This window comes from Paenibacillus sp. FSL R5-0378, from assembly GCF_038009285.1.
Lineage (GTDB): Bacteria > Bacillota > Bacilli > Paenibacillales > Paenibacillaceae > Paenibacillus_AQ > Paenibacillus_AQ favisporus.
Map to the genome: position 1 here is coordinate 6,373,484 of NZ_JBBPAY010000001.1, position 19,485 is coordinate 6,392,968.

The 19,485-nt window shown below is 56.8% G+C and carries 20 protein-coding genes and 1 riboswitch; of the genes, 6 read left to right on the top strand and 14 right to left on the bottom strand.

The annotated features are described in order from the left end of the window. Window positions 1-25: 25 nt before the first annotated feature. A riboswitch (TPP riboswitch) is annotated at window positions 26-139 on the bottom strand. A 280-nt stretch (window positions 140-419) separates the two neighbouring features. Next, window positions 420-1,214 (top strand): archaetidylserine decarboxylase, encoded by a 795-nt coding sequence (gene asd / locus MKY74_RS29575; RefSeq protein ID WP_076174105.1) that lies wholly within the window; start codon window positions 420-422, stop codon window positions 1,212-1,214. Between the two features lie 18 nt (window positions 1,215-1,232). Here asd and MKY74_RS29580 read toward each other — a convergent pair whose 3' ends face one another. The 5 genes from MKY74_RS29580 to pdxR form a co-directional block, all read right to left on the bottom strand. Further along, window positions 1,233-2,090, bottom strand: coding sequence for an SDR family oxidoreductase (locus MKY74_RS29580; protein WP_076174103.1), 858 nt, complete (start codon window positions 2,088-2,090; stop codon window positions 1,233-1,235). A gap of 25 nt (window positions 2,091-2,115) precedes the next feature. Further along, window positions 2,116-3,111: a phosphotransferase enzyme family protein gene (locus tag MKY74_RS29585; protein WP_076174101.1), complete on the bottom strand. Its 996-nt coding sequence runs from the start codon at window positions 3,109-3,111 to the stop codon at window positions 2,116-2,118. Between the two features lie 233 nt (window positions 3,112-3,344). Beyond that, window positions 3,345-3,467 carry a hypothetical protein gene (locus MKY74_RS29590; RefSeq protein ID WP_256992934.1) on the bottom strand — a complete coding sequence of 41 codons (123 nt, stop codon included), beginning with the start codon at window positions 3,465-3,467 and terminating at the stop codon, window positions 3,345-3,347. Between the two features lie 91 nt (window positions 3,468-3,558). Next, a complete protein-coding gene (locus tag MKY74_RS29595; RefSeq protein ID WP_076174099.1) occupies window positions 3,559-4,344 on the bottom strand; it encodes an AraC family transcriptional regulator in 786 nt (261 codons plus the stop codon). 189 nt (window positions 4,345-4,533) lie between these two features. Then, window positions 4,534-5,997 (bottom strand): MocR-like pyridoxine biosynthesis transcription factor PdxR, encoded by a 1,464-nt coding sequence (gene pdxR, locus MKY74_RS29600; protein ID WP_076174097.1) that lies wholly within the window; start codon window positions 5,995-5,997, stop codon window positions 4,534-4,536. Window positions 5,998-6,207: 210 nt separating this feature from the next. Between pdxR and MKY74_RS29605 the strand changes: the two genes are divergently transcribed. From MKY74_RS29605 to MKY74_RS29615, 3 genes are all read left to right on the top strand, one after another. Beyond that, window positions 6,208-6,861: a pyridoxamine 5'-phosphate oxidase family protein gene (locus MKY74_RS29605; RefSeq protein ID WP_076174095.1), complete on the top strand. Its 654-nt coding sequence runs from the start codon at window positions 6,208-6,210 to the stop codon at window positions 6,859-6,861. A gap of 165 nt (window positions 6,862-7,026) precedes the next feature. Further along, complete coding sequence (locus MKY74_RS29610; RefSeq protein WP_076174093.1) at window positions 7,027-8,328, top strand: aminotransferase class I/II-fold pyridoxal phosphate-dependent enzyme; 1,302 nt, start codon at window positions 7,027-7,029, stop codon at window positions 8,326-8,328. Window positions 8,329-8,468: 140 nt separating this feature from the next. Beyond that, window positions 8,469-8,597 (top strand): YjcZ family sporulation protein, encoded by a 129-nt coding sequence (locus MKY74_RS29615; protein WP_208629380.1) that lies wholly within the window; start codon window positions 8,469-8,471, stop codon window positions 8,595-8,597. A 109-nt stretch (window positions 8,598-8,706) separates the two neighbouring features. Here the strand turns inward: MKY74_RS29615 and MKY74_RS29620 are convergent, their stop codons facing one another. The 5 genes from MKY74_RS29620 to MKY74_RS29640 all read right to left on the bottom strand — a co-directional run bounded on the left by MKY74_RS29620 (window position 8,707) and on the right by MKY74_RS29640 (window position 13,827). Beyond that, entirely contained in the window at window positions 8,707-9,933 is a 1,227-nt protein-coding gene (locus tag MKY74_RS29620; protein ID WP_076174445.1) for an ABC transporter permease, read from the bottom strand. 3 nt (window positions 9,934-9,936) lie between these two features. Beyond that, the gene (locus tag MKY74_RS29625; RefSeq protein ID WP_076174092.1) at window positions 9,937-10,683 is read right to left on the bottom strand and encodes an ABC transporter ATP-binding protein; all 747 of its coding nucleotides are present in this window, start codon (window positions 10,681-10,683) and stop codon (window positions 9,937-9,939) included. Window positions 10,684-10,774: 91 nt separating this feature from the next. Then, window positions 10,775-12,238 (bottom strand): DEAD/DEAH box helicase, encoded by a 1,464-nt coding sequence (locus MKY74_RS29630; protein ID WP_076174090.1) that lies wholly within the window; start codon window positions 12,236-12,238, stop codon window positions 10,775-10,777. Between the two features lie 162 nt (window positions 12,239-12,400). After that, window positions 12,401-13,174 carry an SDR family NAD(P)-dependent oxidoreductase gene (locus MKY74_RS29635; protein WP_076174088.1) on the bottom strand — a complete coding sequence of 258 codons (774 nt, stop codon included), beginning with the start codon at window positions 13,172-13,174 and terminating at the stop codon, window positions 12,401-12,403. Between the two features lie 194 nt (window positions 13,175-13,368). Next, the gene (locus MKY74_RS29640; RefSeq protein ID WP_076174086.1) at window positions 13,369-13,827 is read right to left on the bottom strand and encodes a chemotaxis protein CheX; all 459 of its coding nucleotides are present in this window, start codon (window positions 13,825-13,827) and stop codon (window positions 13,369-13,371) included. Between the two features lie 384 nt (window positions 13,828-14,211). On the opposite strand from MKY74_RS29640, the gene MKY74_RS29645 reads away from it, so the two are divergent. Continuing rightward, a complete protein-coding gene (locus MKY74_RS29645) occupies window positions 14,212-15,114 on the top strand; it encodes a LysR family transcriptional regulator (protein WP_076174084.1) in 903 nt (300 codons plus the stop codon). Window positions 15,115-15,165: 51 nt separating this feature from the next. Beyond that, on the top strand, window positions 15,166-15,975 hold the full coding sequence (locus tag MKY74_RS29650; protein ID WP_076174081.1) for a histidinol-phosphatase: 810 nt from the start codon (window positions 15,166-15,168) through the stop codon (window positions 15,973-15,975). 152 nt (window positions 15,976-16,127) lie between these two features. On the opposite strand, the gene MKY74_RS29655 is transcribed toward MKY74_RS29650, so the two are convergent. The 4 genes from MKY74_RS29655 to sdhB form a co-directional block, all read right to left on the bottom strand. Beyond that, window positions 16,128-16,757, bottom strand: a complete 630-nt coding sequence (locus MKY74_RS29655) for a GNAT family N-acetyltransferase (RefSeq protein ID WP_076174078.1) — start codon at window positions 16,755-16,757, stop codon at window positions 16,128-16,130. A 60-nt stretch (window positions 16,758-16,817) separates the two neighbouring features. Continuing rightward, window positions 16,818-17,732, bottom strand: a complete 915-nt coding sequence (locus MKY74_RS29660) for a metallophosphoesterase (RefSeq protein ID WP_076174076.1) — start codon at window positions 17,730-17,732, stop codon at window positions 16,818-16,820. Between the two features lie 180 nt (window positions 17,733-17,912). Then, window positions 17,913-18,551 carry an ion channel gene (locus MKY74_RS29665; protein ID WP_076174073.1) on the bottom strand — a complete coding sequence of 213 codons (639 nt, stop codon included), beginning with the start codon at window positions 18,549-18,551 and terminating at the stop codon, window positions 17,913-17,915. Window positions 18,552-18,720: 169 nt separating this feature from the next. Beyond that, complete coding sequence (gene sdhB, locus MKY74_RS29670) at window positions 18,721-19,485, bottom strand: succinate dehydrogenase iron-sulfur subunit (protein ID WP_076174070.1); 765 nt, start codon at window positions 19,483-19,485, stop codon at window positions 18,721-18,723.

Consider the following 19,485-nt stretch of genomic DNA (forward strand, 5'->3'; position numbering starts at 1 on the left):
AGCGAGGGAGATCGTCAAATAAGCCCATAGAAGGACTTGAATTCTCTACGCTGGCATTATCCAGATCAGATTCCCGGTCAGCAGCGGTTCATTAGCTGCACTCTCAGCCCGATTCGCTCGAGCTCCCGTATTCCCATATGTACACAGATGAACGCAAGGCGCGGCATCGCCGCCTCCTGGTCCCGGAGCCATCGCCGTCCAAAGCGATAGATGCTTGGGTTCGATTCCGTGTAACAGGCACCTCGCCGCGATGAGTCGACGTCGGGCCCGTATTGATTCCAAAATACATGATCCTCGAAGGATTGGCAATACCATTTTTCTCCGGGGCGGTTTTCAGGATTTGTTGCATATTGATTTGGTAGCCGTTCTATGTCAATATATTCAGAGTGCTACAGGCACGTATGGAAGGGAGATTAGGCATGACAAAGAAATTACTGCGGCTCATGACAGAGCTCTCCTCGCGAAAGTGGCTCTCTTCCATGATGGGACGCTTCTCGCACAGCCGACTCAGCAGAGGGATCATCCCTACGTTTATCAAAAGCTATCAGATCCCGGCGCATGAAGCGGAGAAAGAAATCTATGAATACCGCACGCTCAACGAATTTTTTTCGCGGCGGCTGAAGCCCGGCATGCGTCCAATTCACGAAGGCGAGCACGTACTCACGAGCCCCGTCGACGCCAAGATCACCGCAATGGGTGAAATCACCTCAGGCACGATTATGAACGTGAAAGGGCAGGATTATTCGGTGGCGGAGCTGCTTAATTTCTCTCCCCACCTGGAGTTATATAAACATGGCTATGTCTTTGTGCTGTACCTCAGCCCTACCGACTATCACCGGATCCACTCTCCAATCACAGGCGTGAAAGTGGAGAGCGAGCATATCAAGGGCCGGTGCTACCCGGTCAATGATTTTGGCATGACCCAGATGAAATCCGTGCTGTGCCGCAATGAGAGGCTGATAACGTATATTAAGGGAGCCCTGGGAGAAGTCGCGGTCGTCAAAGTCGGCGCCATGAATGTCAGCAGCATCCGCTACGACGACGAAACCGCCAATTCCTGGCGTAACGGCGATCCGCTCGCCTATTTTGAGTTCGGTTCTACCGTCGTGCTGCTGATCCAGGACGGCGCATTCACCCCGCGGACAGACCTCCGGACCGGAGATCATGTCCGCATGGGCCAGCTGCTCGGTCAGCTGCACCCGCATAAAGGCTGAACCGGAAGCGAATCCGGCTCAGCCTTTTTTGCTTAGGAGCGCGAGCATAATCCGCTGAAACCACCGGCCCGGAAGCAGCTGCTTGGCCTTCATCGTCCAGCGTGTGCCGGCAGGCAGCGCATAACGGAATGCCGGCTTGTTCATACGTGCGATTCTCGCGATTAGCCGGGCCACATCGGCCGGATCGCCGCGCTGGCCGGCGTTGTCACGGGAAAAGGCCATCACCTGGCTCAGCATCCGTTCGTAGGGTGACCGCTCGGCGGCGCTCATCTGCGCAAATCCTTTGTCCCAAATGGCCGTTCCGTACGAACCCGGCTCCACCACCACGACATCGACGCCGAATGGCCGCATTTCCAGGGCAAGGCATTCGCTAAATCCCTCCACAGCAAACTTCGACGAGACGTAGGGGCCAAAACCGGGAAATCCGACAGCCCCGCTGACGCTGCTGATCTGAATGATTTTTCCCTGATGGGCCTCCCTCATCGCGGGAAGAACGGCCTGGGTGACCGCAACCATCCCGAAGAAATTCGTTTCCAGCTGCGCCTTCCACACGTCCATCGGAATCTCCTCGATCATTCCTCCGTATGCGGTACCTGCATTGTTCACAAGCACGTCAATGCGTCGGTGGGATTTCAGGATGCCCGATACCGCCTCAAGCACCTGTCCCCCGTCCGTCACATCCAGCCTAACCACGTGAATATGCTGTCTTACCCCCGCCGTCTGCGCAGCGTCCATCAGCTCCCCGCTCGCTTCCAGTCTTCGCATGCCGGCAAAAACCGTGTATCCGGAGGCGGCCAGCTCCACGCTGGCCAGCAGCCCGAAGCCGCTGGATCCGCCCGTGACCAGCGCGACCGGCCTCTCATCATGTCCTCCCAATTGCGCTCCACTCCCCGTTCAGATGTTATTTCGCCGGAAACAAAAACGGCTCTTCTGCCAAGTAGCTGCGGATCGCGGACAGAATATACCCCTTCTGTTCCTTCAGCGACGGAATTTCCTGCGGATTGCCGGCGTGAAACGCCTGATTCTCCAGGACCGCCTGCAGGAAAAAGGTTTCCAGCATGGACACGCTCTCCTTCGGAAGAAGTCGCATGCTTTCGTACCCGTCCAGCAGCATGCTTCGCTGTGCCGGGTACAGACCGATGAGCGCCTGCGCCAAGTCGTATGCATAATAACCGAACCCGCAGCGGCCAAAATCTATAGGGCAAGGTTCCCCGTCCGTGAATACAACGTTCCCTTCGTGGAGATCCGCATGGATCATACCGTACCGGGAAGGGCCCGGAGGCCATGCGGCGATCCGCCCTCTGATTAGGTCCGCCGCCTGTACATAAAGCGCCCATTCATCGGAACTCAGAAAGGCGCGGTGCCGCCGTTCCAGCCGCTGCATATCTTCTGTCAGGCTCGCAGCCCCCCATTCGGGTCTGACGAACCCTTCCGGCGGAACAAAGCTCTGCGCAGCCTGATGGAGCCTGGCCATAAGCACGCCCATCCGGTACACCTGCCTGTCATCGAGGCCGCCCTCCGCCTGCTCCCCTTCGATCCAGCGCAGCAGCGTCACCGGCCAGCCCTGGCTTCGGTCCGCCCCGCAGATCGCCACGGTATTCCCTTCCTGGTCCGCTACGCCTTCCGGAACCGGCAGGCCTTGGGAAGAAAGCCAATTCAGCCACATCATTTCCGAACGGATGGCCGGTACGTCGGCCGACACCGGATGGATCCGCAGCAAAAATTTGCCGCCGGACCGCGCGCTCACCCGGTACGTAATATGGTCTGAAATTTGAATAAATTCCGCATGTTCCTCCTTAATGCCAAACTTCTCCAGTGCGGACATCAGCACCTGCTCCGCCTGAACCAGCAGGAGGCGCAGGCTGTCCTCCGAATTTGCTCCGAATGCTTCATTCATTTCGCTATCCTCCATCCTCTGCTTAACACCTTGCTCCCACAGCATACCATAAGCCGGCAGGCCAGGGGAGGGCGCAACCGCGAACCGTATTCTCCGCGTAATCGGTACTACTGACCATTTCAATCTAATGATGCGCGCACAAAAAAGCAGCGGCGGGCTGGCATCCCGCGCTGCTCTTAGACATCATTTATATCATGTGTGATGAAGTTCATAAAAAAGGTTAACGAGTGGGGTTAAAACCATACGTCGCTCATGATGCTGACCGGTCTGAACCGGCGCATCCGGTTACGGCCGTTCCCCCGCGCCGCCGCAGCTGCGGCATACCCGTCACGCCTGCGAATCCGCCGTCTGCTCATCCGACTCTTTCCTCCCTTCGTTTATTCGGTGCATTTGCAAGCTTGAAGCTTATTACCCGAAAGGGGAAGACCGCGAAACAGCAGGAAACAATTACCGGATTTCGGACGGATTCTTGCCCGTATACTGCTTGAATTGCCGGCTGAAGAAAAAAATGTCGCGGTATCCGAGCGCATCGGCCACCTCCGTGACGTTCATACCGGCATGCAGGAGCAGATGCTGCGCCCGGTCGATCCGCGTCCGGATAATGTAAGATTGAACAGGTGAGCCGATCAGCTCCTTGAATTTGATCGAGAAATACCGCGGCGACAACCCGGCGCGGGCGGCCAGATCCTCGACCCGGTGCGGTAAGCCGGGATGCTGCTGAATGTAATTGGCGATCTCGTGGATCACCTCGGTCAGCTGGTTGCTGACCTTCTTCTCCTCCGGCTGCTGCCGGTCGTGCCGGAGCAGATGGATCATCAGCTGCTTCAGGATGAGCTGCCCCTCTTCCTGGGCGGCGAAGGTGTTCACAAGAAACAGCCTGACGTAACGGGCAAGCATGTATTCAAAGTCAACGGTTTCCGTCAGCTTCCGGTACGGCAGCGGAATATCCGTCACAGGCTCGGACACCCGAAAATGGCTGTAAGTCAGAACGAGCGGCTTCTGCGGATTGTGCGTGGCGCTCGTGTGGTCTCCGGGCCTGAACAAGAAGCAGCTCCCCTTGCCGACCTCATACGGTTCGTCATTCCGGATGACGGTCCCTTCCCCGCTCCATACGTAAAATAAATCGTAATTTTCCAGCGCCTTCTCGCGCTTCTGCCATTTCCAGCCGGGCTCGCACACAATTTTGGCGAGGGACGGCAATATTTCAAAAGATGACGGCGATGCGTGCAGCATGTCGTCATTCCCCCCTATATCATAGACTCATATCTTTCCTCCCTATGATACTATTTCGGCGCGGTTTTTGCACATCCGGCCCATCCCCCTGGGATTCCGACGGGTTTACGCCCCTGTAGGCCTGTCCAAAATCGCGCCTTCTCCCAATGCCGTAAATAACCGCACACAATATACAGGATCTGCCTTCGACTATTCGTTCATACGATGCCGGATATCCTCCCATGCCGCAGCCAGCCGGTCAACCCCCTCCTCCAGCTGCCGCTCATCCCATCGGGCATAGCTGAAAAAGGCGGCCGGCGGTCCCGGCTGGATCCTGTAGCCGGACGCGTCCCTGAACGTTACGCCACGAGCCGCTGCTGCGGCTGTAAAGGCTGCAAAAGCTTCCGGCGGTTGCAGCCAATAAGCATACACATGCAGGCCCGAATCTCCCGGCATCAGCGAGAACAGATGCCCCGCCTTCTCCCGCATCCGGGTGCAGAAACGGCGGTGGCGGGCACCGTAGATCCGCGTAAGCCGGCGGAGATGCCGGCCATAATCGCCGCGGGCCATAAACCGGGCAAGCGCCCGCTGCTCAAGCAGCCCTGTCGTCAGCGGCTCGTACAGCGTTTTGGCCCGCAGCACCGCATCCACGAGCGATTGGGGGACAATGGCGTAACCCAGGCGCAGCCCGGCAAACATCGTCTTCGAGAAGGAACCGATATAAATGACCCGATCCCGCGTATCCAGCGTCTTCAGCGGCTCGATCGGCCTGCCGCCGAAGCGGAACTCGCTGTCGTAATCGTCCTCCAGGATGACCGCCTCGTGCCGCTCCGCCCAGTCCAGCAGCTGCCGGCGCCGCTCCAGCGTCAGGACGGCGCCGGTCGGGTACTGGCGGCTCGGCGTCACCAGTACAAGGCGGGCGTCCCAATCGGACAGACGGATGCCGTGGACATCGACCTCAGCCGGAATCACTTCCGCTCCGCAGGCAGCCGCCGCCCGGATGATTCCCGAATAGCACGGATCTTCAAGCACGGCAGCCTCGCCTTCATTCAGCAGCAGCTGAAAGAGAAGGGTAATACCCTGCATTGATCCGCTGAAGAGCACGATTTGCTCCGGATCGGTATGAATTCCACGCGTGACGCGCAGATGGGCGGCGAGCGCCTGCCGGAGGCCAAGGTCCCCGGCGGGATCAGCGCCGCGCTGCATATCCTCTCCACCCCGGCCTCCTGCATAGGCCATGGCGCTGCGCCACTCCGCATAGGGAAACAGCTCCATGCTCATCCCGCCTCCCCCCAAGTCGATGCCGGCGGGAGCCTTGCCGCCGCCGGATCTCGGGATTGGCGGGAGCTCTAGCAGCCGCTCTCCCCAGCGGGATAGGGCAAGCGGTGCGGCAGCCGCATCCCCCCCTGCTGTTGGCGCAGGTCCCGCTTGAGCCACGAAGGTCCCCCGGCCTACTTCACTGTGGACATAGCCTTCCGACACCAGCATATCGTAACCTAAGGCGGCCGATCCTCTCGACAAGCCGTATTGATCCGCCAGCTCGCGGGTCGAAGGCAGCTTCGTTCCTCCAGGCAGCCTCCCCTCCATGATGGCGTCTCTCAGAGCGTGATACAGCGCAAGGTACTTATAGCGGTGTTTCTCTATATAAGTTTCCAGATGCAGGGATATCTCCATGCCGTCCTCCCTTCCATTGCTGTGGAAAAAACCAGATTCAACAAACGTATTTTTTCTCCCATGACTGCTTATCGTCTCAGCCGCCAGCAAAATGGACTATAAAAAATACTCTAAATTGGACCTTTTTCCTTGTCAATATTCCCGTTATGCTGTTGTCACCGCAGCGATAACCGCCGATCGGCAAGCGATGCATCAAGGAGGAGAAAACCAATGAGAAGAAATGAATTTGAAGTGACGCGTGAGGAAGAAATCGAGGCGTTTTTGTCGGAGATGAGCTTCGGCTTCCTGGGAACCCTCGGAGAAGACGGACATCCCCGGGTGACCCCGATTAACTATGTGTATCATCAAGGCATGTTCTACATGCATGGCAGCCGTTTCGGCGAAAAAATGGACCACCTCGCCGCCAATCCCGCGGTGAGCTTCAGCGTCGCGGAGGAATATGCGATCATTCCTTCCTACTTCACCGACCCTCTGATGGCCTGCCCCGCCACTTCGTATTTCAAGAGCGTGACCGCATCGGGACGGGTCGAAATCGTACAGGACCTGGAAGAGAAAGCAGCCGCCTTTACCCTGTTTATGAACAAGCTCCAGCCCGAGGGTGGTTACGCCCCCATTGACGCGGCCAATCCCAAATACGCTTCCAGGCTGCGCGGGGTCGCCGTTCTGCGGATCGTTCCCGACCGAATTACTGCGAAGTTCAAGTTTGGGCAAAATTTGACGGAGGACAAAAGGGAACAGGTGCTGCAGGGGCTGGACGCTAGAGGCCGCGGCAAGGACCGGGAGACGATGGAGCTGATTCGCAGCAGCGCTTGCCCTCATATGCAGCAAACCTTGGCCCCGGATCCCTATTCCGAAGAAGAGTAAAGCGGCATGATTCACCAAGCGCCTTAGAGAACCTTTTTCACAGCACAACCATCCTTTTCCTTTTTCCGTGACGGCTCTCATCGCAGGTGATATAATGTTAGGCAGTTAAAATGGCATATACCTTGCAAAAGCCTATCATTACACAGATTTGGAAGGATGGAAACCATGTTAAACCCACTCGCTGCACAGTTGAACGAAAGTTTGAAAGCCGGCAACGCGCATGTGTACGAAATGTTGTCCAAGCTCGGCCAGGAAATTTATTTTCCGAAGGAAGGCATCCTGAGCCAATCTGCGGAAGCGACCAGCCATGCCAAAAAATATAACGCAACGATCGGCATTGCGACCGAACAGGGCATCCCGATGCATCTGGCTGCTATCCAGGAGAAGCTGTCCGCATTCGCGCCGAAGGACCTGTACCCATACGCACCGCCCGCAGGCAAACCCGATTTGCGCGCTGCCTGGCTGGCAAAAATGATCGAAGAAAACCCGTCGCTCGCGGGCAAAACGGTCAGCAGCCCGATTGTGACGAACGCCCTGACCCACGGGCTTAGTATCGTGGCCGATCTGTTCGTGGACGAAGGGGACGCCGTGATTTATCCGGACAAAAACTGGGAGAACTACGAGCTGACCTTCGGCATCCGCCGCCATGGCGAACTGGTCAATTATCCGCTGTTCACCGGGGACATGACCTTCAACAGTGACGGACTTCGCGAAGCCCTGCTGGCCCAGAAGGACAAAGGCAAAGCCGTCGTGCTGCTCAACTTCCCGAACAATCCGACGGGCTACACGCCGGGTCCGGCGGAAGGCGAAGCCATCGTCGCTGCCATCAAGGAAGCCGCCGAAGCCGGCATCAATGTCGTGGCGGTTACGGACGATGCCTATTTCGGCCTTTTCTTTGAGGACTCCCTCAAAGAGTCGCTGTTCGGCAAATTGGCGGATATCCATCCGCGTGTACTGGCCGTTAAAGTCGACGGTGCCACCAAAGAGGAGTTCGTCTGGGGATTCCGCGTCGGCTTCATCACCTACGCTTCCCAAGATACCAACGTGCTCGCCGCCCTCGAGCAAAAGACACTTGGCATCATTCGCGCGACGATTTCCAGCGGCCCCCATCCTTCCCAGACCTTCGTGCTGGACGCGCTGAAGTCGCCTGATTTCGCGGCTCAGAAAGAAGAGAAATTCCACATCATGAAAGGCAGAGCCAACAAAGTGAAATCGCTGCTGGACAGCGGCAAGTACGGTGATGTGTGGGAGTACTATCCGTTTAATTCCGGATATTTCATGTGCCTGAAGCTGAAAGGCGTGTCGGCCGAGGAGCTGCGCAGCCACTTGATCCACCAATACGGAGTCGGCACCATCGCCCTAGGCGAGCATGACCTGCGCATCGCGTTTTCCTGCATCGACGAGGAATATCTCGAAGACCTGTTCGATTTGATCTATCAGGGCGTTCAGGATCTGCAGCGGAAATAAGCACGGAAGTACCATTTAGCGGGCAACCATCAACAACCTATTTTTTTGGGAAAGAACGGGTGATTGCCCAAGCACAGCAGCCCCCCTAGACATAGGATACGGTGTAACGAAAAACAAACCACTGTAAAGGGGAATGCACAATGAGCGAAGAAGTAAGAGGCGGATATGGATACGGATATGGACATTGCCACGGATTGTTTGGCAACACAGGCGCTATCCTGGTTCTCTTCATCCTCTTGGTTATCATCACTCGTTCTTTCTGGTTATAATCGAAAAAGTAAACAGGCAAATCGCATCCAAGCCGACTGCTGAGCTCTCGGCAGTTTGGACGGATGCACCAAAAGACCGGGAGCCTATTCCCGGTCTTTTTTCGCTTGTCTATTCATCGTCATCGTCATCATCATCACTCTTGCCCTTCCGGGACTGAAAATAACGGAACAGCACGCTGATCACGACCCCGCCAAGCAGCGTCAGCAGCATCGGTCCGATTCGGCCGCTCCCCGCACCCAGCATGGGCAGCCAGATCAATACAGCTACAACCAGCTGAATTTGAAACGCCAGGTTAACGGCGTTCTGCTTGCGTGATGCAGGCGGCACCGGATAAATGTGCAGCCAGAAGGATTCCTGGTGGTAGCGCAGCAGCGAGGACAGCTGAACGCCGATCACGAATACGAAAAACAGGTAAATCCCGCTGCCGAGCAGTCCCTGCCGGGTCCACCAAACGAGGAGCGCCGCGAGGATGCCTGCCCGGATCACGATGCTGAATACATCACTGCGAACAAAGCTCTTCGTAATTAAATAGCGGTACGCTGCCTCCGGCTTCCAGGGAACCCGGTTCCCCGCCCAAGACATCCACCTGCGCGGATAGACGCGCTGCTGCCTGCCTGGAACGTTAACGAACCAGCCGAGGATCTGCATAACGCGGGCGCTGTGCGTTTTCTCCACGGCAATCAGCCGCTCCCAGGCCACCAAGTGCTTGGCCGGAATGCGCAGGGCGGCGATATAGGTCAGCGCCAGCAGCACGATAAACAGAAGGCTCCGCCACTCCGGCTGCCACAGCCAGGCGGCAACCGCAAGGATCAGCACGACGTAACGCAGCAGACGGTAACCTGCCGATGCCCGGCGGGAAACCATCCGCAGCTCCTTCCAGCAGCCGTAGGCAGCCAGAATCTTCAAGGCAAACAGGAGGAGCAGGAACGGCCAGAAGGACTTGGGATCCGCATCACTGCGTACATACAGCGGCCAGGACAGGATGAAGACCAGGGCAAGGCCGATAAGTTTATAAACGACGCCGCTGGTCCAGCCTGCCTTGAAATAATCGTTCATCCTGGACTCCTGCGGCAGCAGAAACACCGTGTCCGCCGGCTGCAAGTACGTCCGGAAGCTGCTGTTTACCGTCAGCGGCACGAACAGGATCAGCATAATCCAGCGAATCGGCAGCCCGGCTGGAATATGCTGAACGAGCGACGTGTACCACGCCGCAAAAGCAATCAGCATAAACAGCAGCAGCACGGCCACACCGCTTTGGATCACGTAGCCGAGATAAGGGGTGACTTCCCCCCAGAAGCGGCCGCGCCGCTCCATCCGAAGTTTTTTCAAGTCCATCATTCAATCCCTGCCCTGCACGAGAGTATAGAACAGCTCCTCCAGCGGCAGTCCCGGTCTGCCGGCCTGCGCGGCGATGTCCTCCAGCGTCCCCTGCGCGATCACGCGTCCCTGGTGGAGAACGATAAAGCGGTCACAGTAATTTTCGATCGTCGATAAAATATGGGAACTCAGCAGGATCGACGACCCGCCTTCTTTGAGCTCGACCATAAAATCAAGAAGGGAGCGGATGCCGAGCGGATCCAGGCCAAGGAACGGCTCGTCGATAATGTACAGGGAAGGCCGGGCCACGAACGCACACATGATCATGACCTTCTGCCGCATCCCCTTGGATAAGTGCGTGGACAAGCTGTCCATCTTGTCCTGCATCCGGAAGATGCGTGACAACCGGTCCGCCCGCTCTTCGTAGTCCTGGCGGTCAACACCGTACGCTCTTGCGGTAAACTCCAAATGCTCCCTGACGGTCATCTCGTCATAGAGCAGCGGAGATTCCGGAACGAAGGCAAGCGCCCCGTGGTAGGTCCCGGCGTCTTCCTCCCGCTTCTTGCCCTTCACGCGGATGTCACCCTTTTGCGGATGCATTAATCCGAGAATATGCTTCATTGTCGTGCTTTTGCCGGCCCCGTTCAATCCGATCAGGCCGACCATCTCGCCGGACCCGACCTGAAACGAAATATCGTGCAGCACTGGGCGGTTCAGGCTGTAACCACCGATGAGGCCTTGAATATCCAGCACAGCCGTATCACTCATCAACTCTTCACCTCATTCAATTCCCGGGCGGAACAGCCAGGGGCGTGTCCGCACGGGAGAATCCATCCGTACTTGCCTCCCCGTTCGCCGATTAAGGCCGGGGAGGTTTATTTTTCAACCATTTCGGGGCGCCCTTGTTCTTGCGGATACGCTCCCGTTCGCTTTGGCTCTGGCGGGCCGCCGGTTTGCCGCCCTTGAAAGGCTCACCACCCTGCCGGGACGCTTCCCGGCCGTCGCGGCGTCCGCCGCCTTCCCGTGGTTCGCCCGGGCTGGATGGGCCGCGGACGCTCCCCTTGGCCGGCTTCAAGTCTCCTTGCCGGCTGCCGCGCACTTCCGCCATTCCTGCCTGGCTCCCGGATGGCCGAACCTGGCGCTGATAAGGCTGGCCTGACGGCTCCCCCTTCCGCGCCGCAAACTGCTCCGGCGTCAGCACTTTGCCGCCGTACAGCACGCGCGGCTCGAGAGAGATGCCGAGCTCTCCTGCAAACTTCCGCATAATAAAGGTCTGGCGGTCCGTCACAATCGAGATGACACGCCCGACGCGCCCCATCCGGCCCGTCCGCCCGGCACGGTGCACATAGTGCTCGGCGTCAGGCGCCGGGTCGAAGTTGATGACGAGCTCGAGCCCTTCGATATCGAGCCCGCGCGCCGCCACGTCGCTTGCCACGAGCACTTTGAACCTGCCGTGGCGGAAGCCGCCCAGCACCCGGCTGCGCGCCAGTTTGTCCGCGTCTCCGTACAATCCCTCCGCCGCGATGCCCAAATGGGTCAGCTTGGCCTCCACCTCGGCGATCGATTCGGTCTGATTGACGAAGACGATCGCCCGCTGCGGGTTGTACTGGCGGATAAGGCGCCGCAGCATGTCGACCCGGTCGCGTTCCTCGGCGACCACATACAAATGCTCCAGCCCCGGCGCGGTCGTCTGGTCCGGGTCGATGCCGATTTCGACCGGACTGCGCATCTCCCGCTTGACCAGCGCCGCCGTGCTCTCGCTGACCGTGGCCGACAGGAATACCAGCTGCCGGTCACGCAGTGCGCTGCTCAATATCCGGTCGACGTCGCCGGCACCGCCGAGCTGAAATACCTGGTCGACCTCGTCCACCACGATGGTCGAGACGTGATGCATCTTCAGCTTGCGCATCTCGATCAGCTCGCGGACTCTGCCGGGAGTTCCGACCACAAGCTGGGGATGCAGCCGCAGCTTCTCCACCTGGCGTTTGACCGCGGCCCCGCCGATCAGCCCAAGCACACCGATGCCGCGGGCTTCCCCGTATTTTTCGCCTTCGCGTACAATCTGCATCGCCAGTTCCTGGGTCGGCGCAAGAATAAGCTTCTGGGTCGCCTTCAGCTCCGGATCGATGGTCTGCAGTACGGGCAGAAGGTAGGCCAGCGTTTTGCCGGTTCCCGTCTGCGAGCGGGCGAGCACATCCGCTCCGCGCAGCACCGCAGGAATGGCCTGCGCCTGGACCGGCGAAGGTTCCGTTATGCCGTACTCGGCCAGCTTGTCTATCCATACTCGGTCAATACCTGTTGTTTCAAAAGAAGTCGGGTTCATGAAATCGTTCATCCTTTATGTTTTAAGTCATTCTTTATCATTATATGCCAAAAGCGCCATCCCACCAAATGCAAGTATAGGACTCACGCAAAATTCTGCAGGCGTAAAAAATAAGCCGGCCCCTTATGGGAGCCGGCTTATTTATAGAGATCAGAAGGCGTATCACTTCCGGTTCATGATCCGGTAGGTCAGCCGGTCCGCCAGTCTTGGAAACATCTGGTACAGGCGCATGGCGACCGCCGCTTTCCCCGGCAGGTTCATTTCTTCCTTCCCGGTATGCATCACCTTGACGATTTTGCGGGCTACATGTTCCGGCGTCATCATCAGCCATTTCACGTTGCTGATATATCCACCCGACGGATCTGCAATGTCAAAAAACGGCGTATCGATCGGACCTGGATTGATCGTCGACACCCGAATGCCCGATTCCCGCAACTCCTGCCGGAGAGCGTTGCTGAAGCCGAGAACGGCATGCTTCGTGGCCGTGTACGCCGTGGATTTGGCCGTTCCGATTTTCCCCGCCATCGACGCCACATTGATGATATGTCCCGCTTCGCGCTGGAGCATTGACGGCAGCACCGCCTTGGTGCACCGGACCGTGCCCATATAGTTGACGTCCATCATCTGTCCGAACTCTTGGGCAGGCATGTCCGTAATCGTCTCAAACTTGCCGTAGCCCGCATTGTTCAGCAAAATGTCAATATGGCCGTACTTATGTATAATGTCTTGCATCGTGGTGCTCACCTGGTCCTCCCGGGTCACATCCATGGCCCGCAATTCAAAGGATCCCGTCATGCCTTCAGCTGCTTCCCGCAGGCGCTGCTCCGACCTGGCGGTCAGCACCGTCACCGCGCCTTCCGCTGCGGCCAGCTTCGCCGTCAAGGCCCCGATCCCGCTCGACGCCCCGGTGATCACGACGACTTTGTCCTTTAACATGGCTTCTCGTCCTCCTATAGGAAAACAAGCCGGAACACCCCGAATCAGCGCAGCAGCGCCGTCCAGAGTTTGTTCCCGCCCTTTCCCACTTCTGTAGGATAACGTCGCCCGCATGCTCACAGCGGACCAGCATCATGCCCAGGGATCAGCAAACGTAACGCTTGTGCTTCCTGCCGTTATTCCTTGCTGATATTTTAAGATATCATGACCTGAATATCCAGTTCGCCGATTCCGTCCATAAGCAGCGGAATGCTGAGCGCCTTTTGCGGAAGGAACGACTCGATGTGCTCGCTCTTCATCACTCTCGGAGGCGTAATGTCGACCGTGACCCCTTGGTTGGACAAAATCGTGCTGGCATTGCCGCTGATCATATTACCAAGTTCGGATATGGCGCTCTGGCCCATTTCGTCCATTTCCGTCAGAATGTAACCGCCCATCATCACGGACACCATCCGCAGCGCTACATGCTCTTGAATTCCGAACACGATGTTGCCGGTAAGCTGTCCTGTCATCCCGATTTGAATCCAGATGTGATCCTCGATGATCTCCATATTCTTCACCCCGAGGCTGCCTGTAGAAGGGGTAACCTGAATCACTTGTTCAATGACGGTCCGGGCGGACTCCAGAAAAGGATTAATGACTTCAGCCTTCATATGTAATTACTGCCCCTTTCACAACGGGTTGGGACATGTCCCAAAAGTCCCATTACCATTGGAATAATTATACTTTAAACCCTGGAATAAATCACGAAAAATTCATGAAACGTCTTCAATCCAGGGTATAAATACCCTTATATATCCACCGGCTTTCCTATTTAAGAAAGAAAACCGGGATGATTCCCTTTATCTATATCGGTACTTCCGGAGCAATTTTGAAGACCGTGGCGAATTTTGTAGATTGCTTTTTCCAAAAATAAAACGAATCACCGGCTGCCCCGCCCGCGTTGCCCTGACTTCCGGAATCCCATATAATGAAAGGATACACTTGTTCGAACTGATCTGCTTGACGGCAGGCATCAACGCCGAAGGAGGAAATGCATGAACATTAGCCAATTGGAGACCCTGATTACCATCTCGAAAACCATGAGCTTCCGCAAAGCCGGAGAGCTGCTCAACTTAACCCAGCCGGCTGTGTCTGCCCAGATCAAAAGTCTGGAGGACGAGTTCAAGACGGTGCTCGTGGACCGGAATCAGCCCGTCACGCTGACCGACCGCGGAGAAGTGTTTCTCAGCCATGCCGAACGGATTCTAGCGATTGTGGAAGAGCTGAAGGAGCGCCTGTACGACCTGGATCAAACACCGCAGGGACACATCGTGCTCGGAACCACCACTTCGATAGCCATACAAATTTTACCCAGAGTCCTTTCTTACTTCCAGAACCAGTTTCCACTCATCAAAACCTCCATCATGTCCATGGCTTCATCCCAGATTTACACCAGCGTGGAGAACGGACAGATCGATGTGGGCCTGGGCTATCTGATCGAGCGCAACCCCAATTTGATGACGTCGGTTCTGTACTATGACACGTTCGAGCTGATCGTCTCCCCGCGCCATCCGCTTGCCCGGAAGACGGCCGTCACGATCGATGTCCTCCGCGAAACGCCCCTCATCCTGCTGTCACCCGATACGGTGGGCAGACGGTTTGCCGATGATATTTTAAAAAAGCACGGAATCGAGCCCAATGTCGTCATGGAATTGTCCAGCAGTGAAGAAATCAAGCGGATGGTCGAAATCGACCTCGGCGCGGCGATTATGTCCAAACAGTCGGTCGCGAGCGAGCTCCGCCTCGGCACACTGAAGATCATACCGCTGACCGAACTGGAAGTGAGCCATCCCGTCGGCGTCATTTACAAGTCCGGCAAATACCTGAACTCGGCCATGCAGCAGTTTCTGAGCGACCTGAAAGGCATGCCGGAAACGAACTTCATCAGCTCGGAGTAACCCCGCCGCAGACCTTTGATTCCAACGATTATTGACAAGGAGGAGTACGATATGAAATTCGATCTGCATACCCATCACTTCCGCTGCGGGCACGCCGACGGCAATATCCGGGATTACGTGGAAGCGGCGCTGGAGGCCGGACTTCAAGTCATCGGCATTTCGGACCACACCCCCTATTTTGGCGAGAAAGAGGACCGGGCGTTTCCGCGCATCGCCATGGGCAAATCGGAGCTTCAGCATTATGTGCGGGAAGTGCTTGATTTGAAAAAGGAATACGAGGGGCGCATCGACGTGCTGCTCGGCATCGAATCCGACTTTTTTCCGGAGCATGCCGAAACATACAGGAAGTTTCTTGCCGATGTTCCGTTTGACTACATCATCGGCTCGGTACATAGCGTGGGCGGCGTCAGCATCTTTAACAAAAACCGCTGGAAGGGGCTGTCCGAACAGGAGCGCATCCGCGTCAAGGAGGAGTATTACCGGCTGATCCAGGACTCCGCCCGAAGCGGCATGTTCCAAATCCTTGGGCATATTGACGCGATGAAAGGCAACTTCCCGGCCTTCTCCGACATTCCCGCCGATGAGATCATTGACGAAACGCTGCAGACCATTGCCGAGTGCGGAATCGCGATCGAAATCAATACATCGGGCAAAACGAAGCTCAGTGGCGGCTGGTACCCGGCGGACGCCATCCTTGAGCGGGCGCTCCACTTCGGCGTGAACGTCACTTTCGGCTCGGACGCTCATGTTCCTGGAAGGGTTGGAGACGAGCGGGACGAAGTAGCCCGGCGCCTGAAGGACATCGGATTCCGGGAATGGGTGTATTTCAAGGGCAAAGACAAAAAGGCGGTTCCCCTCTGAGGGAGCCTCTTTTTTTGGGCAAAAAAAAATGAACCCGCACGATCCGGGTCCCAGAACATCATTTATATTTTCAAAAAGGGGGTCATGTGAATAAGTTTACCCGGTCTCTGTTAGAGTCCCATAACAGCAATATTTCATTTATGTTACAAATCTTACCTGATTTCGTATGATTGCAGATTTGGCGCATTCTCCTGGTTTGCCTGAAGCTGCAGCCCCTTCCGGTATTCATCATAGGTACGGTCGGTATGAGCGTACACCATCATCTCGACCGGCGCGGCGAAAAACATGCGTCTATGCTGAAAGGTACGGCTGAGCTGCATCCCGTTTTTTTGCATGACCCTGGCCGACGCCGTGTTGACCGCATGGCATCTGCCTTCGATGTGCAGCAGTTTCAGCTCGGTGAAGGCATAGTGCAGCATCAAGCCGAGCGCTTCGGTGGCGATTCCCCTGCCCCAGTACGCTTTGGCGAGCATATAGCCGATCATGGCATCGCGCTTCTCCTCACGCCAATGCTGCATCGACACCACGCCGGCCAGCTCGCGCTCGCCATGAAGCCAAATGCCCATGTGCAGCGAGTCCCTGCGGCCGGTGCTCAGCAGCTCCGAGGCGATGCGCCGCGAGCGGGCAAAGCTGAAGAAGGAGCTCTGGGTCACGTATTTGATCACCTGGGGGTCTGCCAGGATATCCAGCAGCCTCGGCGCGTCCTGCGGTTCGATCGGTTTCATCATCAGACGGCTGCCCGTAAGCAGGGGCATCGGCGTTCGTGTGTCCTCATTCAGCACGCTCTTCTCCCCTTCCTTCGCTTGATTCCCTTAAATTGATTCGAATCGTTACCAGCTTGTCTAACGAGCGTCAGACTGCAGGGTGAAGACGGTAAGCTCAGGCTTGCATAACAAGCGGACGGGAAGGTGGGTCTCCCCGATCCCCCGGTTGACATACAGCGGCATTCGGCGTTCTCCTACTTCGTACATCCCCATGACGTACCGTTTGGATCCCGGAGGCGTCATCAGCGCACCGAGCAGGGGCAGACGCACCTGTCCGCCATGGCTGTGTCCGGACAGCTGCAGATCGAAAGGAAACAGGGCCGCGTTACCGGCGTAATCCGGCTCATGCATCAAGAGCAAGCTGAACATGTCGTCCGGAATGCCGGCTCTTGCCTTCTGCGGATCGGGAAATCCATGCAGCCAGTCATCCAAGCCGACCACCGCGATGGACTGTCCACCGCGGTTCAGGAGCTGGCTGCTGTTCTGCAGGACCCGAAAGCCGGCCACCTGCAGCTTGTGGCTCACATCCTTGCCGCTCCCTCCCCAAAAATCGTGATTGCCAAGCACCGCAAATTTACCAAGAGGGGCTTCGATCGAAGCGAGCAGCGGAATATACTCGTTCATCGCCTCCGCACTCGAATCAATGATATCGCCGGTAAAGCAGATCAGCTCGGGAGCTTCCCTGCGAATGGCCGCAATCAGATGCTCGATGTGCTTCTTTCGGGTGTGAAACCCGAGGTGGGCATCGCTGAAATGGACGACTTTCAAGTTGTGAAAAGCCGTCGGCAGCCGCGGACATACCAGGGTCCGGTACACGGTATCCAGCTGCTGCGGCTCCCATAACCAGGCGTAAGCGCCTGTCAGCAATCCCGCTCCGGCCGCTAGGGCGACGCCGCGCTTCAAAAATTGCCTGCGGGTGAGCCGGCTGCCGGGCAGCTCCGGCTGGGCTGCATCCTGCCGACTTCCCGTTCCCGGATGCGGCGTATTTTTCATGCAGGCGGCCTCCTGTATTGGAATAGAATAGGACTTTCCCCTATTATATCCTTCAGGCCGCCGCTCTTCCAGCAGTGCGGATCATTAAGCCGGAGGCGATACGCAGGTCCGGGATAACGCACCATTCCTAGGATATGCTCAACGGTTATTGCGCAAAGTCCGGGCATGGTGCCGGAAAGTTTACACCTCCTCCTGACCTGCGCCCTCCGGGCCCTCTTTAAAAATTTTACGGAACACGCTCAGCAGCGACAGCGCATAAGCAACCGTAATAAAACTGAAGGCGATCTCCATCACGACGACTCCTCTGGAGGTGTTATCGACAGGAGTGATATCCCCGTAGCCGACGGTAGCAAAGGTTGCAACGCTAAAATACAAGAAGGAAATCACCTGGCTCAGCAAATCGTTGCCGATATTTTTGCCGTCGAAGCTGTTATGGCCGAAGAGCTTGTAAATCGACGTGTAGATAACGGTAAAAAAGAGGATGCACGTTAACGTGGCCATGCTGATGCGCGTAATGACGGTTTTGAGCTGCACTTCTTTTTTCAGGGCCGACTCGGCAATCCGGTTGAAAATATACAGCACGTAGAAGATGACCGAGCTCAGGCAGAAGATCAGAATCAAGGCCCGCATCCCGCCTGTTCCCGGTACGACCCTGGAAAGGTCGATCCAGCCGATCAGGTCTTCCAGGGAGACCAGAACATAAATGAGAATTGGCCCAAGCAGGATCGCCTTACTCGTCCATTTTTTCTCCAACCCGTAAAACACCGCAATCAGGACAATCAAACCGGTAATATTGAGCACCCACATCCACCAAGACATGAGCCATCCTCCTCCATTCTCTCTGCACATCTTCTGCCTGTAAAGTTTTAGAAGTCTTTATCGTTAGATTACCCCCGCCACAAGGGTTGGACGCATCCTGACATATACCAAAAATCCCCTCGCCGGCGAAAAGCTCTCCGCTGACAAGGGGATGATGGTTAACATTGATTTATACACCCAGCCACTGCTTGAACATGTGTTTGGTGGTTTGCTTGTTCATTTCCGCGATCGACGTGGTCAACGGAATGCCTTTCGGACAGGAGCGCACGCAGTTCTGCGAGTTGCCGCAGCCTTCGATGCCGCCGTCCTGCATCAGCGCTTCCAGGCGTTCTTCCTTGTTCAATTCACCCGTTGGATGGGAGTTGAACAGGCGAACCTGGGAGATCGCCGCCGGACCGATAAAGTCGGTCTTGTCGTTTACGTTCGGGCAGGACTCCAGGCAGACGCCGCAGGTCATGCACTTGGACAGCTCATAAGCCCACTGACGCTTCTTCTCCGGCATCCGTGGTCCAGGGCCAAGATCGTACGTGCCGTCGATCGGAATCCAGGCTTTCACCCGCTTGAGCGCGGTGAACATCCGGCTGCGGTCGATGACAAGGTCGCGCACGACCGGGAACGTCTTCATCGGTTGAATCCGGATCGGCTGTTCCAGCTTATCGATCAGCGCCGCACACGCTTGGCGCGGCTTGCCGTTGATCACCATCGAGCACGCGCCGCACACCTCTTCCAGACAGTTGGATTCCCAACATACCGGGGCGATCTTTTCGCCTTTGGCGTTGACCGGGTTGCGCTGAATTTCCATCAGCGCGCTGATCACGTTCATTCCCGGGCGGTACGGAAGCTCGAACTCCTCGGTATAGGCAGCAGCGTCCGGGCCGTCCTGACGGGTTATGATAAACTTCACTTTTTTGGAAGATGCAGTTGCTTCCGCCAT

Excerpts from the sequence above, each read along its gene's own strand:
- asd (WP_076174105.1), top strand. The coding sequence starts at position 420 with ATGACAAAGAAATTACTGCGGCTCATGACAGAGCTCTCCTCGCGAAAG.
- MKY74_RS29585 (WP_076174101.1), bottom strand. The coding sequence starts at position 3,111 with ATGAATGAAGCATTCGGAGCAAATTCGGAGGACAGCCTGCGCCTCCTG.
- MKY74_RS29590 (WP_256992934.1), bottom strand. The coding sequence starts at position 3,467 with ATGAGCAGACGGCGGATTCGCAGGCGTGACGGGTATGCCGCAGCTGCG.
- MKY74_RS29595 (WP_076174099.1), bottom strand. The coding sequence starts at position 4,344 with ATGCTGCACGCATCGCCGTCATCTTTTGAAATATTGCCGTCCCTCGCC.
- pdxR (WP_076174097.1), bottom strand. The coding sequence starts at position 5,997 with ATGGAGATATCCCTGCATCTGGAAACTTATATAGAGAAACACCGCTAT.
- MKY74_RS29605 (WP_076174095.1), top strand. The coding sequence starts at position 6,208 with ATGAGAAGAAATGAATTTGAAGTGACGCGTGAGGAAGAAATCGAGGCG.
- MKY74_RS29610 (WP_076174093.1), top strand. The coding sequence starts at position 7,027 with ATGTTAAACCCACTCGCTGCACAGTTGAACGAAAGTTTGAAAGCCGGC.
- MKY74_RS29615 (WP_208629380.1), top strand. The coding sequence starts at position 8,469 with ATGAGCGAAGAAGTAAGAGGCGGATATGGATACGGATATGGACATTGC.
- MKY74_RS29620 (WP_076174445.1), bottom strand. The coding sequence starts at position 9,933 with ATGGACTTGAAAAAACTTCGGATGGAGCGGCGCGGCCGCTTCTGGGGG.
- MKY74_RS29625 (WP_076174092.1), bottom strand. The coding sequence starts at position 10,683 with ATGAGTGATACGGCTGTGCTGGATATTCAAGGCCTCATCGGTGGTTAC.
- MKY74_RS29630 (WP_076174090.1), bottom strand. The coding sequence starts at position 12,238 with ATGAACCCGACTTCTTTTGAAACAACAGGTATTGACCGAGTATGGATA.
- MKY74_RS29635 (WP_076174088.1), bottom strand. The coding sequence starts at position 13,174 with ATGTTAAAGGACAAAGTCGTCGTGATCACCGGGGCGTCGAGCGGGATC.
- MKY74_RS29640 (WP_076174086.1), bottom strand. The coding sequence starts at position 13,827 with ATGAAGGCTGAAGTCATTAATCCTTTTCTGGAGTCCGCCCGGACCGTC.
- MKY74_RS29645 (WP_076174084.1), top strand. The coding sequence starts at position 14,212 with ATGAACATTAGCCAATTGGAGACCCTGATTACCATCTCGAAAACCATG.
- MKY74_RS29650 (WP_076174081.1), top strand. The coding sequence starts at position 15,166 with ATGAAATTCGATCTGCATACCCATCACTTCCGCTGCGGGCACGCCGAC.
- MKY74_RS29660 (WP_076174076.1), bottom strand. The coding sequence starts at position 17,732 with ATGAAAAATACGCCGCATCCGGGAACGGGAAGTCGGCAGGATGCAGCC.
- MKY74_RS29665 (WP_076174073.1), bottom strand. The coding sequence starts at position 18,551 with ATGTCTTGGTGGATGTGGGTGCTCAATATTACCGGTTTGATTGTCCTG.
- sdhB (WP_076174070.1), bottom strand. The coding sequence starts at position 19,485 with ATGGCGGAAGCAACTGCATCTTCCAAAAAAGTGAAGTTTATCATAACC.